The following is a 20,545-nucleotide window of genomic DNA, read 5'->3' as shown; positions in this document are numbered from 1 at the left end:
TTTTCAGAGAAGAGAGTCGACCCCAACCCGAGCTCGTGATCTCGAACATAGCGGCCGCTCGCGGTTTGCAAGGGATGGTGTGCCTGAAGTAATCTGTCCTCTGTTGCCCCGATAGCTCAGTCGGCAGAGCGTCTCCATGGTAAGGAGAAGGTCAAGGGTTCAATTCCCTTTCGGGGCTCTGACTGTCCCTAGCGCAAGCAAGGAACAGTTGTGGCGAGGTAGCTCAGCTGGTTAGAGCGTACGACTCATAATCGTAAGGTCCGGGGTTCGAGTCCCCGCCTCGCTACAATGGTGAGTTATGGGTCACGGTAGTTGGCGTGATGCCTAATCCGTTCGTAGAATCGCTTGTGCTTATTTATATCCCGCAAGGCACCTTGCGGAAACGTTAAGGAAATATCGTGGCCAGCAAGTCCTCAGATGTTCGCCCCAAGATCACTCTCGCATGCTCGGAGTGCAAGGAGCGTAACTACATCACCAAGAAGAACCGTCGCAACACCCCGGACCGTCTAGAACTGAACAAGTTCTGCCCGCGTTGCAACAAGTCAACGGCGCACCGCGAAACCCGCTAAGCGCTTCGATCTATCTCAGACGCCCCTCCGGTAAGGTTGGGGCGTTTGATTTTTCAACCGCTGTTGCCCGCAGCGGCCAGGCATGGACCGCGGGGTGAAGGACACACTGTCCTAGTAAACTTCACACAAGCCGAGCGGTCCCACGCTCGATACATGGTTTCAAGGAGCAGCGATGGAAGGCCAAGCCGCCCCCCTGTCTCAGCTAACAACGCTGAGGATCGGGGGAGTGCCGAGAACCCTGATCGATGCAGACACAGAGAGTGACTTCATCGATGTGGTGGCAGACCACGATCATGCTGTCGGGATCCTCAAGGAGCGACGCGCGATCCCAAGCGTCTTGGAGGGCGGTAAGCAGTGGTATCGCCTCCCCGAAGAATCAGAGGAGTCCCAAAACCAACTGCTTGTTCTGGGTGGCGGCTCGAATCTGGTGGTTTCAGACGCCCCTTACCTTGGAACTGTCATCCGTGACTCGCGAAGGGACTTTGCGGTTCACGATCGTAGCGAGCGAAGTGGCATCACAGTTGAGGCAACCTCTGGAACGACGTGGGATGATCTTGTCGCCTATGCGATAGGGCAGCACTGGTCGGGTCTTGAAGCCCTCTCCGGGATCCCCGGAACTGTCGGTGCCGCACCCGTGCAGAACATTGGGGCGTACGGCAGGGAGATTGGTGAGAACCTGGCCTACGTGCGTGCTTATGACAGGCTCACGGGCCGGGTCCAGTTACTTTCCCGCGCAAGCCTTGACTTGGCGTACCGTAGTTCAATTTTGAAGAAGTCGCTATCGAACCGCAAGGCTGGTGGTGGCCGAACCTGGCAGCACACGGGGCGATGGGTTGTTCTCAGCGTCGCTCTCCAGTTGCTCGAGGACGACAGGTCAGCACCCATCCGCTATACGGAGCTAGCAAACGCGCTGAGAGTCGAGGTCGGATCCAGGGCCTCTACGGTCGACGTGAGGGCCGCTGTTCTGGAACTGCGCTCCTCCAAAGGAATGGTTCTGGACCCTGAAGATCATGACACGTGGTCTGCTGGCTCTTTCTTCACCAATCCGATCCTCACGGAGCGTGAGGCAGATGAGAAGCTGCCCTTCAAGGCGCCACGTTTTCCCGTTGAAGTGGGATCGAACGCTCCTCTTACGGGCGTGGATGAATCTCACGCGACAGTTGAGGGGAAGATCAAGACTTCTGCTGCGTGGCTTATTCAGCAGGCGGGCTTCTCGAAAGGATTCGGCCTCACGGAGAACGCGCAGGCACGACTCTCAACCAAGCACGTCCTCGCCCTCACCAACCGCGGAGATGCCACCAGTGAGGATGTGGTTGAACTTGCGAGAGCGGTGCGTGACGGTGTGGAGTCGCATTTCGGAATTCGCCTCGAGCCAGAACCCGTTCAAGTGGGAATCTCAATCTGATCGCCCAGAGACGGGGTTGACTCCAGTAAGCTGACAGTTGCTAACCAGTGTCGGTCAGAGGAGTGAAAATGGCGAAAATCAAGGTAATCGGTCCCGTTGTTGATCTAGATGGCGATGAGATGACAAGGATCATCTGGCAGTTCATCAAGGACCGTTTGATTTTCCCCTACCTGGACATCGATCTGCGGTACTACGACCTGTCGATCCAGAACCGCGATGCAACCGATGACCAGGTGACAGTTGATGCTGCGGAAGCAATCAAGAAGTACGGTGTCGGCATTAAGTGCGCCACCATCACACCTGACGAAGCCCGTGTTGAAGAGTTTGACCTCAAGAAGATGTGGCGTTCCCCGAACGGGACTATCCGCAATATTCTGGGTGGCGTCATCTTCCGGGAACCGATCATCATCAACAATGTTCCGCGTTTGGTCCCAACGTGGACGAAGCCGATCGTTGTTGGGCGTCATGCATTTGGTGATCAGTACCGTGCCACGGACTTCAAAGCCCCCACGGGTGGGACGGTGACTCTAACGTTCACTCCTAACGACGACTCAGAACCAATGGAGTTCGAGGTCGTTGAGATCCCGGAGTCCGGTGGAGTGGTGATGGGAATGTACAACTTTAACGACTCGATTCGCGACTTTGCGCGCGCCTCGTTCGCATATGGGTTGCAGCGCGGTTTCCCCGTCTACATGTCGACAAAGAACACTATTCTCAAGGCATACGACGGGCAGTTCAAAGACATCTTCCAAGAGGTGTTTGATGCCGAATACAAAGACCAGTATGAGGCCGCCGGCCTCACGTACGAGCACCGCCTAATCGACGACATGGTTGCGTCTGCCCTGAAGTGGGAGGGGGGCTATGTCTGGGCCTGCAAGAACTACGATGGCGATGTCCAGTCTGACATTGTCGCGCAGGGCTTCGGTTCCCTGGGCTTGATGACCTCGGTACTGATGACACCGGATGGCAAGACTGTTGAGGCCGAGGCCGCTCACGGCACGGTGACCCGCCACTATCGCCAGCACCAGGTTGGGAACCCGACCTCGACCAACCCCATTGCATCCATCTTTGCTTGGACCCGCGGGCTTGCCCACCGTGCGAAGCTGGATGAGACGCCCGAGGTCGCGGACTTCGCGAACACGTTGGAGGACGTGGTCATCAAGACTGTTGAGTCCGGCAAAATGACCAAGGATCTCTCCCTCCTGATCGGGCCGGAGCAGCCTTGGCTGACAACGGAAGAGTTCCTTGGCGCTATTGATGAGAATCTGCGTGAGCGACTCTCTTAGGACGACTGCCTGAAAGCAAAGCCTCTCTCGGGAAGGGAAGCCAGAAATGTCCATCCGCAACTTCGTTGAACCATCAGACGTTGAACTAATTAGTGGGATCAACGAGAGGACCGGGGAGCCGTACAGACTCGGGGTGCTTACTTCCGGTGGGGACGCACCGGGAATGAATGCCGCGGTTCGAGCTGTTGTGCGCACGGCCCTGGCCGCAGGTGCTCAACCCTTCGCGGTATTGGAGGGGTGGGATGGTGCCGTCCGGGGTGGGCAGTTCATCAAGGAGATGGATTGGTCTTCTGTATCCTCCATCCTCGGTAAGGGCGGCACCACCATCGGGACGGCGCGAAGTGCCGAGTTTCGTGAGTATGACGGGCGCCACAGGGCAGCCAAGAACCTCATCGATAAGCGCATCGACGGGCTCATCGTCATCGGTGGGGACGGCTCCCTCACCGGAGCTGATCACTTCCGTCGCGAGTGGGGCCAGCACTTGGCCGAACTCGTGGAAGAGGGGCAGATCACCCCTGAGGTCGCTCGGGACTACCCGGAGTTGACGCTGGTCGGCCTGGTCGGGTCAATCGACAACGACCTCGTCGGCAGCGACATGACTATTGGTGCTGACACCGCACTGACCCGCATCATTGCCGCGATGGACATGCTTGCATCCACAGCCGCCTCCCACCAGCGCACATTCGTTGTTGAGGTGATGGGGCGTGCCTGCGGGTACCTGCCTCTTATGGCGGGCGTTGCTGGCGGTGCAGACTATGTTTTCACACCGGAAGAACCCGCTGGAAACGGGTGGCAGCAAGACATGTGCAGGAAGCTGCAGCTGGGAAGGCAGGCTGGCCGCCGTGAATCGATCATCCTTGTGGCAGAAGGTGCTCGGGACATTTATGGTAAATCGCTGACCACAGAGGATGTCAAGACAGCACTAAAAGAGGGGTTGGACGAGGACGCCCGGGTGACGATCCTGGGTCATATTCAGCGTGGTGGCGCCCCCACGGCTTACGACCGTTGGATGTCGACGCTTCTGGGGTACGCCGCGGTGCAGGAGCTGTTTGATCCCGCCGCGTACGGGCGCGGGGTGATCCTCGGTGTACGGAGAAACCGCGTGACCCGACTACCCCTCGAAGAGTCGATTCAGGACACGAAGGCTGTTGCTGGACTCATCGAAGAGGGGGAGTACATCGCTGCTCGGCGTGCTCGCGGCAGAAGCTACTACCAGATGGGGAATGTCTTTTTCACTCTCTCTGCACCACCACAGTTGACCAAGGACAGGAAGAAGACCAAGCGCGTTGCGATTCTGCATGCGGGCGGCCTGGCACCCGGAATGAACACCGCCGTTCGTGCCGCGGTTCGGCTTGGCTTGGATTGTGGTTGGGAAATGCTGGGTATTGAGGGCTCTTGGGACGGCCTCATCAATGAGAGTATCCGCCCTCTGAACTGGGAAGCAGTCGAAGGATGGGCCTTTGATGGGGGTGCCGTCCTCGGGACGCGCCGTCCCGTTCCGAAACCGGAAGAGTACTACGCGTTGGGACGCTCCATCGAACGCAATGACATAGACGCGCTTCTTGTCATCGGCGGGCATTCCGCCTACATGGCAGTCAGCGACCTCAACGCGGCGCGGGGGCACTTCCCAGCCCTGAATATTCCGATCGTCCTCGTCCCCGCATCTATCGACAACAATCTGCCGGGCACGGAGCTAACAATTGGGGCAGATACGGCCATTAACAATGCGGTGTGGGCCCTGGACCGCATGAAGGAATCTGCTGCTGCCTCACGACGCTGCTTTGTTGCAGAGGCCATGGGGCGCAAGTGCGGCTACTTGGCGCTGATGAGCGGTATCGCTTCGGGAGCCGAGTATATTTACCTCAATGAAGAAGATTTGGCTCTTGACGACCTATCTCACGACTTGACACTTATGAGGAAGTCTTTCGAGGACGGTCGTCGGGTGTTCATGGTAGTCATGAATGAGGAGACTTCAACGCATTACGATCGCGAGTTTATCTCTCGCGCCATTGAGGCGGCTGGTGAAGGGTTGTTTGATGTCCGTGACTCCGCCCTCGGTCATATTCAGCAAGGTGGGATGCCTTCGGCGTTTGACCGCATTCTCGCTACTCGGCTAACCCATAGGGCCGTGGTCTACCTTGAGCAGGCGTTCCGTGGAGGAAACACGGATGCGGTCTTCATGGGAATGGCCGATGACGGTATCACAGCGCAGCCCGTGACCATGATGTCGGAACTGTTGGATATGGTTCACCGACGACCCAGGGAGCAGTGGTGGTTGCCGCTGCGACTCATGAGTGAAACTGTTTCTTTGGAGAACGCCGAACTGCAGGTGCGACGCATCCAAATCGCTGGTTCAGCGCCCGCTGCACCGGGCGAACAACGGGTCATGAAGGAAGCTATGAGAGAAGGAAAGAAATGACCAAAGACGCCGTACTTGGCTCACCGGTTGATCCCACGACAACGGCTGCCTGGGACACCCTGGAAGAAACTGCTCAAGAGTTCGTGCCTGACATCGGTGGGTGGTTTGCTGCGGACCCGAAGAGGGCGCAGAGGTACACCCTCACTGCCGGTGATTTGCATGTGGACCTTTCGAAGAATCTGATTATGCCCTCCGTCCTCGCCCAACTCATGGCTCTGGCAGAGCAGACGGGCGTGACAGAGCACCGGGACCAGATGTTTGAAGGCTTGCGGATAAATGTAACGGAAGACCGAAGCGTCCTCCACACGGCTTTACGCCGACCTGAGGGGGAGGCCCTGCTGGTCGATGGAGCCGATGTGATGCCGGCGGTGCATGCCGAACTCAAGAAGGTCTACTCGTTTGCAGACCAGGTCCGGGACGGGTCCTGGACGGGAATCACAGGCAAACCTCTGACAACGGTCGTCAACATTGGCATCGGGGGTTCCGACCTCGGCCCCGTCATGGTCTATGAGGCGCTGAGGCCTTTCGCAAAAGAGGGGATGGAAGCACGTTTCATCTCGAATATTGACCCGACCGACGCGGCGGATACGGTTCGCGACCTTGATCCTCAGACAACGTTGGTTGTTGTAACCTCCAAGACCTTCACAACGCTGGAAACCATCACGAATGCGCGTGTTGTCCGCCAGTGGTTCCTCGATAGTCTGACTGAAGAGGGCGTAATTGATGGTCCCGACTCCGCGAAGGCGCAAGAAGCGGTTGCCAAGCACTTTGTCGCCGTGTCGACGGCACTGGACCGCGTTGCCGACTTTGGGATCGACCCTCAGAACGCGTTTGGGTTTTGGGACTGGGTGGGCGGAAGATACTCTGTTTCGTCGGCCGTTGGAACCTCCCTGGCTATCGTCCTCGGCCCGCAGGTTTTCTCTGAGTTCCTTGACGGGCTCCATAAGATGGATGAGCACTTCTTGAGCACTCCAGCAGAGAAAAATGTGCCGATGTTGATGGGACTACTGAACGTCTGGTACGTGAATTTTCTCAACGCTTCTTCCCACGTGGTGCTGCCCTACTCCCAGTACCTGCATCGCTTCCCGGCCTACTTGCAGCAGATGACCATGGAATCGAATGGTAAGGGGGTGCGGTGGGACGGTTCACCAGTTTCTTATGACACCGGGGAAGTGTTCTGGGGTGAACCAGGAACGAACGGACAGCACGCCTTCTTCCAACTGCTTCACCAGGGCACCAGGTTAATTCCGGCTGACTTTATTGCCTTCGCGAACCCGACCTGGCCGCTTGCGGACGGTGATGCGGACATGCACGAACTGCTACTTTCCAACTTCTTTGCACAGACCAAAGCGCTGGCATTTGGTAAGTCTGAGGACGAAGTGCGTGCGGAAGGAACGGCAGAAGAGTTGGTATCAGCGCGCGTGTTCACTGGAAATCGCCCCACCACTTCGATCATGGCACCCGCTTTGACGCCCAGCGTGCTCGGCCAGTTGGTTGCCCTCTATGAGCACCTGACCTTTGTTGAGGGAGCCGTCTGGGGAATCGACTCGTTCGATCAGTGGGGGGTTGAGTTGGGCAAAGTTTTGGCTATGGGTCTGCTTCCCGCTATCGAGGGCGACCGTGAGGTCCTGGATGAGCAGGATCCTTCAACCAAGGAACTCATCGAATACTACTTGGCTAACCGTAAGAAGTGACCGGATGGCCCGGTTCCCACCGGGGTCTAAGGGCCCTGCGGGACCGCGGTTGTCAGACCTATGATTGACCAGAGAAATCAACTTGTTTTTTCACAAACACTGAGGAGTTAATAAATGTTGGAACCCCGCACGATAACCGTCACAGGTGCAGCTGGCAATATCGGCTATGCCCTCTTGTTCCGCATTGCGTCGGGCGCTGTGTTCGGTGATGACACGCCTGTGAAGCTGAACCTTCTGGAGATCCCCCAGGGCGTGCGCGCAGCCGAAGGTACCGCAATGGAACTGCTGGATTCGGCGTTCCCCCTGCTTGATTCAGTGAACGTTTTTGACGATGCCAACAAGGCATTCGAAGGTTCAAACATGGCATTCTTGGTTGGGGCTCGCCCTCGTACCGCCGGTATGGAGCGCGCAGATCTCCTAGAGGCGAATGCTGGAATCTTCGGCCCGCAGGGCAAAGCAATCAATGACCATGCCGCTGAGGACATTCGTGTCCTAGTTGTTGGCAACCCGGCCAATACAAATGCTGTGATTGCTCAGAACGCAGCGCCGGACGTCCCCGCAGAGCGCTTTACTTCGATGCTGCGTCTTGACCAGAACCGGGCTATTGCTCAGCTCGCCGCTAAGACAGATGCATTTGTTCGTGACATCAAGAATGTGACTGTTTGGGGCAACCACTCCGCAGATCAGTACCCGGATGTTTCCTACGCAACTGTCAACGGCACACCCGCTGATGAGCTGGTATCGGCAGAGTGGCTGAAGGACTACTTCCGCCCAACAGTTGCCAAGCGTGGCGCGGCAATCATCGAGGCGCGCGGTGCGTCTTCGGCTGCTTCGGCTGCTTCGGCTGCAATTGACCACATGCATGACTGGGTCAATGGCACCAAGGATGGCGAGTTCGTGACGGTTGGACACTACTCTGACGGCACACACTACGGCGTGCCAAAGGGCTTGTCGTTCGGCTTCCCCTGCGTTTCGGTGGGTGGCGAATACAAGATCGTTGACGATCTTGAGATCAACGCTGGCACGCGCGGCGGCATTGAAGAGAACATTGCTGCGCTTACTGAAGAGTACGACGCCGTGAAGGCGATGGGCTTCATCAAGTAGTAGCAGATTTGTTGGAGGGGGCCGGACCGGTTTGGTTCGGCCCCCTCCTCATGTGTTGTGACCCGGTATGGTTCGACCCCTTCCTCATCTGCTGCGACCCGGTTTGGTGTGGGCGCCCCGGTGTGGGTGGGGCGACCCAAGTGCAAGGCTCCCGCGGGGTTCCCCAGCATTGCGGAGCCGCCTACGCCATACGGAGCCCGATAGGCCCAGCACAGCCAGGGATTACACCGTTATGCCAGCCTGGTCGGCTCCCTATGCCCTAACTGGCTCCCCATGCCCTAACCGGCTCGCTAAGCCCAACCGGCTCCGTAAGGCGTACCAGCCACAGCCCCCAACCAAACCCACAGGCAGTCGGACACGCACAGGGCCCCAATGAGTTGAGAGACGGACGCTGCCAAATGTATACGTGGGGATGAAAAGCGCCCCTGGGGTACGTACCCCAGACGAACATTTCGCCCCCACGTATACATTTCGCGAAAGGCTGCGCTGGACGCTTGGTTGGGGCCGATGCGGGGCAGGCGTCCGTGGCCGGGGCTGGGCAGTGGGCTGGGTGGGCCGGGCGCTTGGCTGGGCGCTTGGCCGGGCTGAGGCCTGACGTCTCACCTCTTCATGTGTTCTGACCTGCGGCTTTACGCTTATGATGTTAGCGGCAACAAATTGCCTTGCGTCGAGTGGGGGCCACCTGCGTACACTCGACCAACGACATTGAGTTTTGGGTGAGGAGCCGTGACAACACCAGCAGATAGCGCTGCACCCGTGGCAAAGCTTCCAACAAGTGAGCGCCAGCGGGCTGTACTTCGTGCCGCCCAACTTTACTTTCTCGATGGCCTTACCCAAGCAGCTGTTGCGGAGAGAATGGGGTGCACTCGTTGGACCGTGGGACGCCTCCTCAAAGAAGGTGAGGACTCCGGAGTTGTCGACATTCGTATTCGTCATGCACAGGCCCGGGTCCGTTCACTCGAGATTGAACTGGAATCACGTTTCGGCCTGGCTGACGTTCAGGTTGTTGGCACCCAGGAGACCACCGGACAAACCCTGGCACTGGTTGCCCAAACTGCTGCTGATTATCTTGCTGACATTCGCCCTCGTCCGACGGCGGTGGCCCTCGCGTGGGGTCGAACAACTTCAGCGGTGGCACGCGCCGCAGCACCACGATGGTCCCCAGGTACCCGCGTCGTTCAAGCAAATGCTGCACCCGGAGGAGTTGATGAGCTGCTTGGTTCTGGAGCTACCCGACTCCTGGCCCGCAAAGCCCCCGGCACAGTCTCCCTATTTGACGAGGTTCTGGAGAATTCGTTGCGGGGAGCGAGTCCCGATATCTCACCCGCAGCACGACGCGTTGTGGACGAGGCCGAGAGTGCTGACGTCATCATCTTCTCACCCGGATCTATTCCTTCATCATCGATTATCGTCAAGTCGGGGATCCTGTCCCACGTGGAGCTAGAGGAACTGTGGGAGCGCGGCGCGAGGGCGAACGTCCTCGGCAGGTTGGTTGATGCGGAGGCTCAGCCGGTGTCAGACAGGCTTGAGGGGCGCCTTCCCGCAATGTCGCTGCGATCACTAGCGCAGGCGCCGTGGTCCATAGCTGTTTGCACAGGTCCAGACAAAGTTGCTCCGCTGGCAGCTACGCTGAAAGGCCGTTTAGCAAACGTGCTGATCACTGATTCACAGACCGCGACGGCCCTCCTCGACTAACTGTCTTCCACTGCAAACCTTGGCGCCGCCCGCACTTGTTTGGGCAGTAGGGTAGGTACGTTCCTATGTTCGGGAGCCACGCAAGTATCGAGGGGAAGTATCGTTTTGTCTTCTAGTCTCTACCAGCCGCTGTCAATCGTAGATCCAGAGATCCATGCCGTCGTCGAGGGCGAACTAGGGCGCCAACGCGGAACCCTTGAGATGATCGCATCAGAGAACTTCGTGCCGTATGCAGTCTTGGAAGCGCAGGGCTCCGTTCTGACGAACAAGTACGCGGAAGGCTACCCAGGACGCCGCTACTATGGCGGTTGCGAATGGGTAGACATTGCCGAAGAACTGGCGATCAGTCGAGCCAAAGAGCTGTTTGGCGCCGATCATGTCAATGTTCAACCCCACGCTGGAGCCCAAGCCAACGCTGCTGGCATTCAGGCTCTTGCAGCACCCGGCGATCGTTTGCTCGGCCTCGAACTGGCACACGGTGGTCACCTCACGCATGGAATGAAGATCAACTTCTCAGGGCGTTTCTACGAGTCGCACTCATACGGCGTTGACCCCAACACCTATCTGATCGACATGGACGTTGTGCGCGACCGCGCTCGTGAGGTCCGTCCCAGCGTCCTTATTGCCGGATGGTCTGCCTATCCGAGGCAGCTGGACTTTGAGGCGTTCCGCTCAATTGCGGACGAGGTCGGGGCAGCACTAATGGTCGATATGGCCCACTTTGCCGGTTTGGTGGCTGCGGGGCTGCACCCAAACCCCTTGCCGTACGCCGACCTTGTCACCACCACTGTGCATAAGACACTGGGAGGACCTCGGTCAGGGATGATCCTCACTTCACGGGGTGAGCAGTGGGGGCGGAAGATTGACTCGGCTGTGTTCCCGGGACAGCAGGGTGGTCCGCTGATGCAGGCTGTTGCGGCGAAAGCCGTCGCAATGAAGATCGCGGCCTCGGAGGAGTTCCGTGAGAGGCAGACCCGTACCCTTGCGGGCGCCAAGATCCTTGCTGACCGCCTGCTACAAGATGATGTGACTGCGGAGGGGATCTCGGTTCTCACAGGCGGCACGGATGTTCACCTGGTGCTGGTTGACCTGCAGGCCAGTCCCCTGAGTGGTGCGGATGGGGAAGATTTGCTTCACCGCGTCGGGGTGACGATTAACCGCAATGCTGTTCCGTTCGATCCTCGCCCGCCCAGGGTCACATCGGGCTTGCGGATCGGCACCCCCGCCTTGGCTACCCGCGGATTCCAAGTGGAAGACTTTGTGGAGGTTTCCGACATCGTTGCCACCGCGCTTCGTCAGGGTGCTCGCGGAGAGGTCGACGAGGCCGGACTGCGTGACCGAGTTGCAGCTCTCGCTTCAACGCACCCGCTCTATGAAGACATCGCTGATCTCAAGGTCATGGCATGAGGTTTCCTTGGCCGACAGGTTCCGCAGGCGAAGGGGAAGATGTTGCCTTACCGCTTGACGGGTCGTCGCTCGCTGCAAGGAAGAAGCAGCAGCTCCGAGATCGAGTTGAGGTTCTCAAGTCCAAGGGCGTGACGCCCGGGCTGGGGACGATCCTGGTTGGGGAAGACCCGGCCTCGCACATCTATGTTGGCGCGAAACACCGCGACTGTGAAGAGGTGGGGATCCGCTCTATCGACGTCCGCCTCCCGGCAGATGCAACGCAGGCGGATGTGGAGGCTGCGGTTCGCAGACTGAACGCAGATCCATCCTGTACCGCCTTCATCGTGCAGCTCCCTCTGCCGGATCACATTGACGAGTCGGCGATCTTGCACCTCATGAACCCTGCGAAGGACGCGGACGGCCTCCACCCGTACAACCTGGGTCTCCTGGTTGAAGATATTGTGGGCACCTCACAGGCCCCTCAACCATGTACGCCCAGAGGCGTTGTGGAACTCCTCCGTGACAATGGAGTGGAACTTCGCGGGGCGCGAGTCTGCGTTGTTGGGCGTGGTCTGACGACGGGACGCCCCCTGGGTCTGATGCTGGGACAGCGTAGCGTTGGTGCCACTGCGGTTCTTTGCCACACCGGGACCCGTGACCTCCGGGCTGAGATGCGAGCAGCTGATGTCATTATCGCCGCGGCAGGGGTTCCCGACCTGGTCACTGCCGAGGACGTGAAGCCAGGTGCTGCAGTTGTTGACGTGGGGGTATCAAGGCGGGACGGGAAGATTGCCGGGGATGTGGCAGACGGTGTTCAGTTCGTTGCGGGCTGGCTGTCACCCAATCCGGGTGGAGTCGGACCGATGACGCGCGTCATGCTTCTTGAGAATGTGGTCCACCAGGCGGAGCTGCAAGCATAGAGCAGAACGTTAGTGGGCCAGATCCTCGTGTGAGGCGTGCAGGTCTGAGTCGATCTGAAGCGTGACGTGGTTCAGATCGACATCAAACCCGGACTTGAGTGCTTCCTGCAGGTCGTGGAGTACTTCTACTGTTTGACCAGATGACACGCACTCTTCGGAGACGATGACGTGTGCAGTGAGGATGTTCAGTCCTGTGCCGATGCTGGAGACGTGGAGGTCGTGAACCTGGCGCACAGCCGGATTCTCACAGATCCTCTTGCGGACCTCGTTGAGGTCAAGCCCGCTTGGTGTTTTTTCCAGGAGGATGTCGACTGACTGTCGCAGGATAGCCACGGCGCGCGCCGCAATCATGATGGCTATTAGAAGGGAAGCCAGAGAATCGGCGTAAGGCCACCCTGTCCACATCAGTACCAGGGCAGCTACGATGACAGCCACGGAACCCAGGGCATCCGCGCTCACCTCAAGGAAAGCTGCCTTCATGTTGAGGGAAGCTCCGCGTCCTCCAAAAAGGATCGACATGGAGATCACGTTGGCCACCAGCCCGATGACACCAACTAGGAGCATGGGCCCGGCCTCGACGGCCGTGGGGTTCATAAAGCGTCCGACCGCTTCCCACCCAATGAATCCGCAGAGAACAATGAGAAGACCAGCCTGGAGCCCAGCCGCCAGTATCTCTAGCCGCGCAAACCCCCAGGTCCACTTGTCTGTTCGAGGGCGGGTCATCAGGTGAGCTGCGAAGAGCGCAACAACCAGGCCGATTGAATCGGTTGCCATGTGGCCGGCATCAGCGAGGAGAGCTAGTGAGCCGCTCCAAATAGCTCCGACTATCTCGACAAAGAGAATGGATACTGTGACACCTAGGGCCCAAGCAAGGCGCTTCCGTGACATGGTGGCGGTTGCGTGGGTGTGAGAGTGACCATGGCTTGGGGCCGGCGGATCTCCCGGGGTGTTGCTCATAGTGATTCAAGCTATCCCATATTTGGTTCCTGGGCTACCTGCGCCACCTGGCATACTGGGGCGGTGACTTCTACCAGTTTCTCTGTAGCCTCTGTAAACGTCAACGGCATTCGCGCCGCATACCGGAAAGGGATGGGGCAGTGGATTGAAGAAGCACAACCCGATGTGATCCTGCTCCAGGAAGTGCGTGCCGAGGAGAAAATCGCGGCTGATCTTCTTGGCGACCAGTTTGATACTTTCATTGCGCCCTCACTGATCAAGGGACGCGCGGGAGTGGGGGTTGCCGTTGCCAAAGACTCCACCAAGATTGGGCTGGCTCCCGGCGCACAGCACACCATTGGTCTGGCACAGCAAGAAGAGCTGGTTGATTCAGGTCGTTGGATAGAGGTCGACCTTGTGACCGCGAGCGGGTTTCCGCTGCGTATGGTGTCCGCATACTTCCATTCGGGCCAAATCAACGACCCGAAGCAAGATTCCAAGATGCGCCACCTGGCGAGCATTGATGCCCGCGTTCGGGAACTGTTGTCCCGCAGTGGTGAGGGCGGTCCGCAGACGCTGGTGGCCGGGGACTTCAATGTTGTTCGCTCAGAGATGGATATCAAGAACTGGAAGGCCAACTACAACAAGACTTCCGGTGTCCTTGATGAGGAGATAGCCTACTTGAATGGCTGGGTCGACGCTGGTTGGTGCGATGTGGTGCGAACACTCACCGGGCCAACTCCGGGGCCCTACTCCTGGTGGTCCTGGCGCGGCAAGGCGTTTGACAATGATACTGGTTGGCGCATCGACTACCACTATGCAACACCAGGACTGGCGGTACGTGCGCTCGCAGCGAGGGTGGATCGCGCAATTTCCTGGGACACGCGGTTCTCAGATCACGCGCCGGTAGTTGTTCAGTTTGAAGCCTGATCGTCCTCGCTCGCTTCGAGTTCATCAGGATCTGCGTGCCCATCCGCATCTAATGGATGTGCCGGAATAAGGTCCCCCGTCACCGGGTTGTGTGGCCACGCCAGCGTCGCGGGTCGGCTGAGTGTGACGTAGTTCGGCCGTTTGTCAGCGTGGACTGAGTCCTTCTTAACCTTCATGACCACGGCAGGCGGATCCGCCATCCACGCCGAGACCATTAGTGCAGCTCGTGCCACAAAGTTGACCCAGAGGAGCAGTGCTGCCGCCGTAGCGATGGTAGCGATGACGGGGTCGTTAGACGCGCCCATCAGTGCCTCACCACCAAAACGGAGGGTGGTGGAAGCAACTGCAAACATGACGGCCCCAATAAGGAGGGTGCGGCGAGGCACCGCGATGCGCGCCACAAATGTCACCATCACCATGAACATGAGGAAGTCAACCAGTGAGGGAACTCCGAGACGTATGGCCCCAAAGGTGTGCGTTTCGAGGATCTCGCGGACTCCCGGGAAGACCGACACGACCCACTCTTCGAAGCGTCCGGTCATAACCGTCAGGACAGCGGTCGTGATCACTCCTAGGAAGAGCAGTATCAACCCGGCAAAGTACCGGGGGTATGCGGTCACTGCCGTGCCAGGGTAGTCAAGAAGGCCGAACATGGATCGGAGTCCGTCCACGATGTAGCGGATAATCTGCATCGCCGTCCAGAACGCAGCAACGAATGCAATGATGCCCGCGACAAGGGTCCCATTGCCCAGAGATATGTCGGAGAGATCAACAATCCCGCTCGTGCCCGTCGCCGGGTTTGCAATCAGTCCGGGAACAAACCTGTTGACCGTATCGATAACCAGAGACTGGAACGCAGCGCTTGCGGAGAAGAAGTGAGTAAAGATCACCCACGCGACCGTGACCACGGCACTGAGCGAGAAGATTGCCATATAGGAGATTGCACCCGCGGCAATTCTCCCCTTCTGCATGGAATACCGCGCCAGACCGCGTCCAATTCTGCTGTGCTGGTAGACATCAATTAGCGAGGCGATCTTCGACTTGAGGCCCTGCTGTCGCAATGCTGGCCCAATGTCCCGCACCCCTGACTTCCACTGCTTGGCGTGCACGAGGACGTACGAGACGTCCCCGGACTGTGCAACCTTGCTGTCAGGTGACTGCGCATCGGAGTCGGGGTTTGACATAGGCAAATCCGTTTCTAGGAGGAGAAGTCGAACAGCGCCGCCGAGTTGTAGGAGCCGCTTGCATCAAGGCGGTCCAGTCGGAAGCCAGGAACCATCCACGTGGCTTCGAAGTCTTGCCCTAGGGCAAGGGCTGTCTCGAGCTGAGGTTCGTCTAGACCCTGAGCAAGTGTGATGTGTGCATGATAGGGGAACCGCAAATCATACTGCAGGGGCCCCGAACGGACGTCATCCGCGAGGTCTTCACATTGGCGCGATCCTTCCTCTACAGAGAGGAAGACAACGGGGCTGACCGGGAGGAATGATCCGGTGCCTCTAACGGTGACCCGAAATGGATGGTGGCGCTTCGCGACAAGAGCGAGGTGCTCAAAAACGGCCTCGCGCTGATCAATGGGAACCGCAAGTGGCGGCATGATTGTGATGTGAGCGGGAACGCTTGCCCCGGCCTCGTCCCCGAGCGCCAAACGTGCCTCACTAATGCGTGACAGCCATGGTTCAGGGACCGCTATGACAACACCAAGCCAGTCTTCTGATTCATCGCGTGTGGGGAGGAACATCGAACCTCAAGACTATGGTGGGAACGGTTTGCAGGGGACCGATTGAGTCTACCCCGGCGCAGTGGGATCGTTCATCCCCACTTGTGGGACCTAGGGGTCGATGGGGAGAATCGGTAAACTTTGCCGTGGTGGATCCTGGCGTAGAGGTCCCAAACCGCAGGCAAATGAACGGAGCATACGTTGGATAAGCAGTCGCCGTGGCTGATCGTCGGCCTTGGCAACCCCGGTTCCACCTATCAGTTCACCCGTCACAACGTCGGTAGGGACGCTGTGACGATACTTGCCGCTAGGGAGGCGAGCAGCTTCTCAAGAGACAGGAGCGGATTGATGGTGGCTGACGCATTTCTCGGCCCGGGTCCGGGCAACGGTCGCACCTACCTCGCCTACTCGACCACCTACATGAACGTTACGGGCCCTCCCGTGGCTGCGTTTGCCCGCAGGTTCAGCATTCCAATCGAGCAGATCCTAGTAATCCACGACGACCTCGACCTCGAACCCCATACCCTCAGACTCAAGAGAGATGGGGGAGAAGGTGGACACAATGGACTGCGGTCCATATCAGCTGCTCTGGGCACCAAAGACTACTTGAGGTTACGCATCGGCATTGGACGTCCGCAGGGTCGCCAAGATGCGGCAGGCTTCGTCCTCGCGCCAATCCCAAAGGCAGAGCGAACCGAGTGGACGGTGACTGAGGAAATGGCGGCGGATGTGGCTTGTGATGTCGTGAGACGCGGGTTCATCCCAACCCAGCAACTTCTACACTCGGCAAGGTAGGGACGAATGAGCGACGAACACAGCATGGAGCTCTCTGCGCTACTAGAGGTCGTCCAAAATGACGGTGCCCTTGCCGCGACCCTGCCAACTATGGCGCAACCAGGGTTTGGCACTCTAGTTATCCCCGATGGACTGCGCCCGGCAGCGGTTGCGCTTGCGGTTCAAGAGAGAGTCTCTCGGGGCGTGAAGTCACCCGTGGTCGTGGTGACGTCCTCGGGGCGCCAAGGCGCGAAGTTCGCCCAGGCAGCATCCGCCTGGACAACCGGGGTGGCCATGATGCCCTCTTGGGAGACCCTGCCGCACGAGCGACTTTCACCCCAGGTCGACACGATGGCTCGACGCGCCACTATTCTTCGTCGCCTGACCCATCCGCAGGATGATGTCCCAGGCGCGGGTCCCATCTCGGTTCTTGTGCTCCCAGTTCGAACCCTGATGCAGCCCCTCATTGCCGGAATCGGTGAGATCACTCCGGTGACCGCACACGTTGGAGACTGGATCGATCCAGGTTTACTCCAGGAGCAGCTGGTCGCACTGGGATATGAAGCAGTGGATATGGTGGAGAAGCGCGGACAGGTGGCTGTGCGTGGCTCCATTGTTGACGTGTTTGTTCCCACCAGCCCCCACCCGCTCCGCCTGGAGCTCTTTGGCGACGAAGTTGAGGAAATCCGCCACTTCAACCTGTCCGACCAAAGGACCGTTGGGGACGCCGAGGGCGGACTGTGGGCGCCCCCCGCCCGAGAGTTCCTCCTCACCCAGCAGGCTCGGGCGAAAGCGCTTGCGGCGCAGTCCGACCTGCCGGGAGCGCGAGAGATACTCGAGTTGGCAGCTGAGGGAATTTATGCGCCTGGTCTTGAAGCGTTGGCGCCCTCGTTGGTGTCCGGTATGGAGATGCTCAGCGACCTGATTCCGCAGGACTCACTTTTCATCCTTGATGAGCCGGAAAAAACGTTGGCCAGGGGCGCTGACCTCCTGCGCACGGCCGACGAGTTTCTCTCTGCTGCCTGGGGTAGCGCTGCGGCCGGTGGGGCGATTCCTCTCTTGGCCCAGGATGCTTCTTTTGTGCCTTTGGAGGACATATGGGGGCGCGGTCCCTCAAGGGCATGGTGGGAGTTCACGGCGTTGCCGCCACCCGCCCTCGCCGACGCCATGGTGGATGAGCAGGACACCACCATTCCAGATCAGGGTGACAGTGGTGATGCTTCCGGTGCGTCGGTGGAAGCAGTGGTGGTTAGCGCCAGACTCGCGCGCGTCGGAGGGCGCGACGTGCAGCCCTACCGCGGTGAGTTCGACCGCGCGACGGATGACTTGCGTTCATTGGCAGGGCGTGGGTGGCGCCTCATCGTTACGGTGCCAGCTCCTGGGGCTGGTCGCCGCATTGTTGAGGTGCTGCGCGAACGTGACGTTGTTGCCCGGCTGGTTGAAGATGTCACCGCTGATGATCCGGTGGGCGTGGTTGCGGTTATTCCCGCTCCGGGTAACACCGGGTTTGTCATGCACTCTGAGAACCTCGCCATTCTCACCGAGCAAGATCTGACGGGGCGTGCTGGCGCGAACACTCGGGACATGCGCAAACTTGCCGCTAAACGAAAGAAGGGCATCGATCCCCTGACGCTGCGAATCGGTGACTTTGTCGTCCATTCCCAACACGGCATCGGGAAGTTCCTCGGTATAGAGACCAGAACGACGGGTAAGGGTGAGGATCGGGTCCAGCGCGACTACCTGGTGATTGAGTACCAGGCCGCGCGGCGTGGTCAACCCGGGGATAACCTCTATGTTCCGACAACTTCGTTGGACCAGGTTTCGGCCTACTCCGGGTCAGATGCTCCCAAGCTATCCAAGATGGGTGGGGCTGACTGGGCAAAGACTAAGCAGAAGGCCCGCAAGGCGGTCATGGAGATCGCTGCGGAACTCGTGCGCCTCTACGCGGAACGTGCAAAGGCGGAAGGGTACGCTTTCGCTCCTGACACGCCGTGGCAGCGCGAGCTTGAAGATGCCTTTGAGTACACGGAAACCCCCGATCAGTTGGCGACGATTGATGAGGTGAAGGCGGATATGGAGAAGCGGGTCCCGATGGATCGGCTTCTGACCGGCGACGTCGGGTACGGCAAGACCGAGGTCGCTGTGCGTGCTGCATTTAAGGCCGTTCAGGATGGGAAGCAAGTTGCGATCCTCGTGCCCACAACGCTGCTTGCCCAGCAGCACTACGACACCTTTGCTGAACGCTATGCGGGTTACCCCATCAAGGTTGCACAACTGTCCCGCTTCACTTCGCCCTCGGACGCCACCAAGGTCAAGGCGGGCCTTGCCGACGGCACCGTTGACGTCGTTATTGGCACCCACACCCTGTTGACAGGGTCAGTCCAGTTCAAGGATTTGGGGCTGGTTGTGGTTGATGAGGAACAGCGATTCGGGGTGGAACACAAGGAGACCCTGAAAGCGTTGCGAACCAACGTCGATGTGCTGTCCATGTCCGCCACGCCAATCCCCAGGACCCTGGAGATGGCGATCTCTGGCATCCGCGAGATGTCGGTGTTGCAGACCCCTCCAGAAGAGAGACAACCGGTCCTCACTTTCGTGGGACCATACTCGAACGCCCAGGTCGCCGCGGCAGTGCGTAGGGAGCTACTGCGGGACGGCCAGGTCTTCTTCGTTCACAACCGAGTCGATTCGATCAATAAGGTCGCGGCAGGACTTCAGGAGCTGGTGCCGGAAGCCAGGATTCGGGTGGCGCATGGAAAACTGTCCGAAGCCGAACTTGAGAAGACAATCATTGATTTCTGGAATCACGAGTTTGACGTACTAGTTTCCACGACCATCATTGAGACCGGCCTCGACATCTCTAACGCCAACACCCTGATCGTTGACCGGGCAGACACGTTTGGACTGTCTCAGCTTCACCAGTTGAGGGGTCGCGTTGGACGAGGACGGGAGCGGGCGTATGCCTACTTCCTCTACGGCACCAACAAGACTTTGTCTGAGACCGCCCTCGAACGACTGCGAACAATCGCTTCCAACACCGATCTGGGTGCAGGGCTTGCCATCGCACAAAAGGACCTGGAGATCCGCGGGGCAGGAAACCTGCTGGGTGGCGCTCAGTCGGGTCACATTGAAGGGGTGGGCTTTGACCTGTACATACGCATGGTTTCCGAAGCTGTTGCGGCGTTCAAGGGGGAAAAGGTAGAGGACACGACGGATGTGCGAGTTGAACTGGCGGTGGATGCTCACCTCCCGGAAGAGTACGTGCCGGGTGAACGCTTGCGCCTGGAGACCTATGGGCGCATCGCAGCGGTGACGAGTGATGTCACCGAGGCCGAACTGCGCGAGGAGCTTACCGACCGATTTGGTCCGATTCCCCGCGAGGTTGATCTAATGATTGCCGTAGCGAGACTGCGAGAAAAGCTGCGGCAGGCCGGTATAACGGAGGCCCTGACACAGGGGCGTTACCTGCGGCTCGGCCCCGTGCAGCTCCCCGAATCAAAGGCGCTCCGACTGCAACGCCTCTATCCGGGGACCACCATCAAGCCGACGGTTCGCCAAATCCTTGTGCCGATCTCACGACCGAGCATGGCTTCAGAGTCATCCCCGGCCGATGAGGAGCTTCTAGAGTGGGTTGAGAACCTGTTGAAAGTCCTCAGTGCTCCCATAGCGCGGAGTTAGGGGCCCGAGTTTGTCGTACACTGGGAAGCGGA

The 20,545-nt window shown here is 58.9% G+C and carries 15 protein-coding genes and 2 tRNA genes; 14 read left to right on the top strand and 3 right to left on the bottom strand.

Translation table 11 applies throughout. The features are described from left to right. Positions 1-105: 105 nt before the first annotated feature. From IDL90_RS03420 to IDL90_RS03370, 11 genes are all read left to right on the top strand, one after another. Positions 106-178: transfer RNA gene (locus IDL90_RS03420), tRNA-Thr, on the top strand. A gap of 34 nt (positions 179-212) precedes the next feature. After that, positions 213-286 (top strand) — tRNA-Met (locus IDL90_RS03415). A 112-nt stretch (positions 287-398) separates the two neighbouring features. Further along, complete coding sequence (rpmG, locus tag IDL90_RS03410; protein ID WP_182141883.1) at positions 399-569, top strand: 50S ribosomal protein L33; 171 nt, start codon at positions 399-401, stop codon at positions 567-569. A 172-nt stretch (positions 570-741) separates the two neighbouring features. Beyond that, positions 742-1,974: a UDP-N-acetylmuramate dehydrogenase gene (locus IDL90_RS03405; protein ID WP_182141884.1), complete on the top strand. Its 1,233-nt coding sequence runs from the start codon at positions 742-744 to the stop codon at positions 1,972-1,974. 68 nt (positions 1,975-2,042) lie between these two features. Beyond that, positions 2,043-3,260 (top strand): NADP-dependent isocitrate dehydrogenase, encoded by a 1,218-nt coding sequence (locus tag IDL90_RS03400; protein WP_182141885.1) that lies wholly within the window; start codon positions 2,043-2,045, stop codon positions 3,258-3,260. 46 nt (positions 3,261-3,306) lie between these two features. After that, positions 3,307-5,679, top strand: a complete 2,373-nt coding sequence (locus IDL90_RS03395; protein ID WP_182141886.1) for a 6-phosphofructokinase — start codon at positions 3,307-3,309, stop codon at positions 5,677-5,679. Beyond that, on the top strand, positions 5,676-7,373 hold the full coding sequence (gene pgi / locus IDL90_RS03390) for a glucose-6-phosphate isomerase (RefSeq protein WP_187994368.1): 1,698 nt from the start codon (positions 5,676-5,678) through the stop codon (positions 7,371-7,373). Before IDL90_RS03395 ends, pgi begins: the two co-directional genes overlap by 4 nt. Positions 7,374-7,487: 114 nt before the next feature. Continuing rightward, positions 7,488-8,477, top strand: a complete 990-nt coding sequence (locus IDL90_RS03385) for a malate dehydrogenase (RefSeq protein ID WP_187994367.1) — start codon at positions 7,488-7,490, stop codon at positions 8,475-8,477. A gap of 726 nt (positions 8,478-9,203) precedes the next feature. Next, positions 9,204-10,172, top strand: coding sequence for a sugar-binding transcriptional regulator (locus tag IDL90_RS03380; protein WP_187994366.1), 969 nt, complete (start codon positions 9,204-9,206; stop codon positions 10,170-10,172). Positions 10,173-10,277: 105 nt separating this feature from the next. Next, positions 10,278-11,579: a serine hydroxymethyltransferase gene (glyA, locus tag IDL90_RS03375; RefSeq protein ID WP_187994365.1), complete on the top strand. Its 1,302-nt coding sequence runs from the start codon at positions 10,278-10,280 to the stop codon at positions 11,577-11,579. After that, positions 11,576-12,478: a bifunctional methylenetetrahydrofolate dehydrogenase/methenyltetrahydrofolate cyclohydrolase gene (locus IDL90_RS03370; RefSeq protein ID WP_187994364.1), complete on the top strand. Its 903-nt coding sequence runs from the start codon at positions 11,576-11,578 to the stop codon at positions 12,476-12,478. The genes glyA and IDL90_RS03370 overlap by 4 nt, the downstream gene beginning before the upstream one ends. Before the next feature lie 9 nt (positions 12,479-12,487). On the opposite strand, the gene IDL90_RS03365 is transcribed toward IDL90_RS03370, so the two are convergent. Continuing rightward, a complete protein-coding gene (locus tag IDL90_RS03365) occupies positions 12,488-13,366 on the bottom strand; it encodes a cation diffusion facilitator family transporter (RefSeq protein WP_262509016.1) in 879 nt (292 codons plus the stop codon). Between the two features lie 132 nt (positions 13,367-13,498). On the opposite strand from IDL90_RS03365, the gene IDL90_RS03360 reads away from it, so the two are divergent. Beyond that, positions 13,499-14,344 (top strand): exodeoxyribonuclease III, encoded by an 846-nt coding sequence (locus IDL90_RS03360; protein ID WP_316930273.1) that lies wholly within the window; start codon positions 13,499-13,501, stop codon positions 14,342-14,344. On the opposite strand, the gene IDL90_RS03355 is transcribed toward IDL90_RS03360, so the two are convergent. Both IDL90_RS03355 and IDL90_RS03350 read right to left on the bottom strand, forming a co-directional pair. Continuing rightward, positions 14,329-15,528 (bottom strand): YihY/virulence factor BrkB family protein, encoded by a 1,200-nt coding sequence (locus IDL90_RS03355; protein ID WP_187994361.1) that lies wholly within the window; start codon positions 15,526-15,528, stop codon positions 14,329-14,331. The genes IDL90_RS03360 and IDL90_RS03355 overlap by 16 nt on opposite strands. Before the next feature lie 14 nt (positions 15,529-15,542). Further along, positions 15,543-16,082 (bottom strand): 2'-5' RNA ligase family protein, encoded by a 540-nt coding sequence (locus IDL90_RS03350; protein ID WP_187994360.1) that lies wholly within the window; start codon positions 16,080-16,082, stop codon positions 15,543-15,545. Between the two features lie 180 nt (positions 16,083-16,262). Between IDL90_RS03350 and pth the strand changes: the two genes are divergently transcribed. After that, the gene (gene pth, locus IDL90_RS03345; RefSeq protein ID WP_187994359.1) at positions 16,263-16,856 is read left to right on the top strand and encodes an aminoacyl-tRNA hydrolase; all 594 of its coding nucleotides are present in this window, start codon (positions 16,263-16,265) and stop codon (positions 16,854-16,856) included. Between the two features lie 24 nt (positions 16,857-16,880). Then, entirely contained in the window at positions 16,881-20,513 is a 3,633-nt protein-coding gene (gene mfd, locus IDL90_RS03340) for a transcription-repair coupling factor (protein WP_187994668.1), read from the top strand. Positions 20,514-20,545: the final 32 nt, after the last annotated feature.

This window comes from Schaalia sp. JY-X159, from assembly GCF_014525425.1.
In the GTDB taxonomy this organism is placed as follows: domain Bacteria; phylum Actinomycetota; class Actinomycetes; order Actinomycetales; family Actinomycetaceae; genus Scrofimicrobium.
Note: the sequence above shows the minus strand (reverse complement) of the source record. Positions and strands in the feature narration are given on the sequence as shown.

What these genes read in the sequence shown, in the direction of transcription:
- IDL90_RS03405 (WP_182141884.1), top strand. Translation starts at nt 742, where the DNA reads ATGGAAGGCCAAGCCGCCCCCCTGTCTCAGCTAACAACGCTGAGGATC.
- IDL90_RS03400 (WP_182141885.1), top strand. Translation starts at nt 2,043, where the DNA reads ATGGCGAAAATCAAGGTAATCGGTCCCGTTGTTGATCTAGATGGCGAT.
- IDL90_RS03395 (WP_182141886.1), top strand. Translation starts at nt 3,307, where the DNA reads ATGTCCATCCGCAACTTCGTTGAACCATCAGACGTTGAACTAATTAGT.
- pgi (WP_187994368.1), top strand. Translation starts at nt 5,676, where the DNA reads ATGACCAAAGACGCCGTACTTGGCTCACCGGTTGATCCCACGACAACG.
- IDL90_RS03385 (WP_187994367.1), top strand. Translation starts at nt 7,488, where the DNA reads ATGTTGGAACCCCGCACGATAACCGTCACAGGTGCAGCTGGCAATATC.
- IDL90_RS03370 (WP_187994364.1), top strand. Translation starts at nt 11,576, where the DNA reads ATGAGGTTTCCTTGGCCGACAGGTTCCGCAGGCGAAGGGGAAGATGTT.
- IDL90_RS03365 (WP_262509016.1), bottom strand. Translation starts at nt 13,366, where the DNA reads ATGTCACGGAAGCGCCTTGCTTGGGCCCTAGGTGTCACAGTATCCATT.
- IDL90_RS03355 (WP_187994361.1), bottom strand. Translation starts at nt 15,528, where the DNA reads ATGTCAAACCCCGACTCCGATGCGCAGTCACCTGACAGCAAGGTTGCA.
- IDL90_RS03350 (WP_187994360.1), bottom strand. Translation starts at nt 16,082, where the DNA reads ATGTTCCTCCCCACACGCGATGAATCAGAAGACTGGCTTGGTGTTGTC.
- mfd (WP_187994668.1), top strand. Translation starts at nt 16,881, where the DNA reads ATGGAGCTCTCTGCGCTACTAGAGGTCGTCCAAAATGACGGTGCCCTT.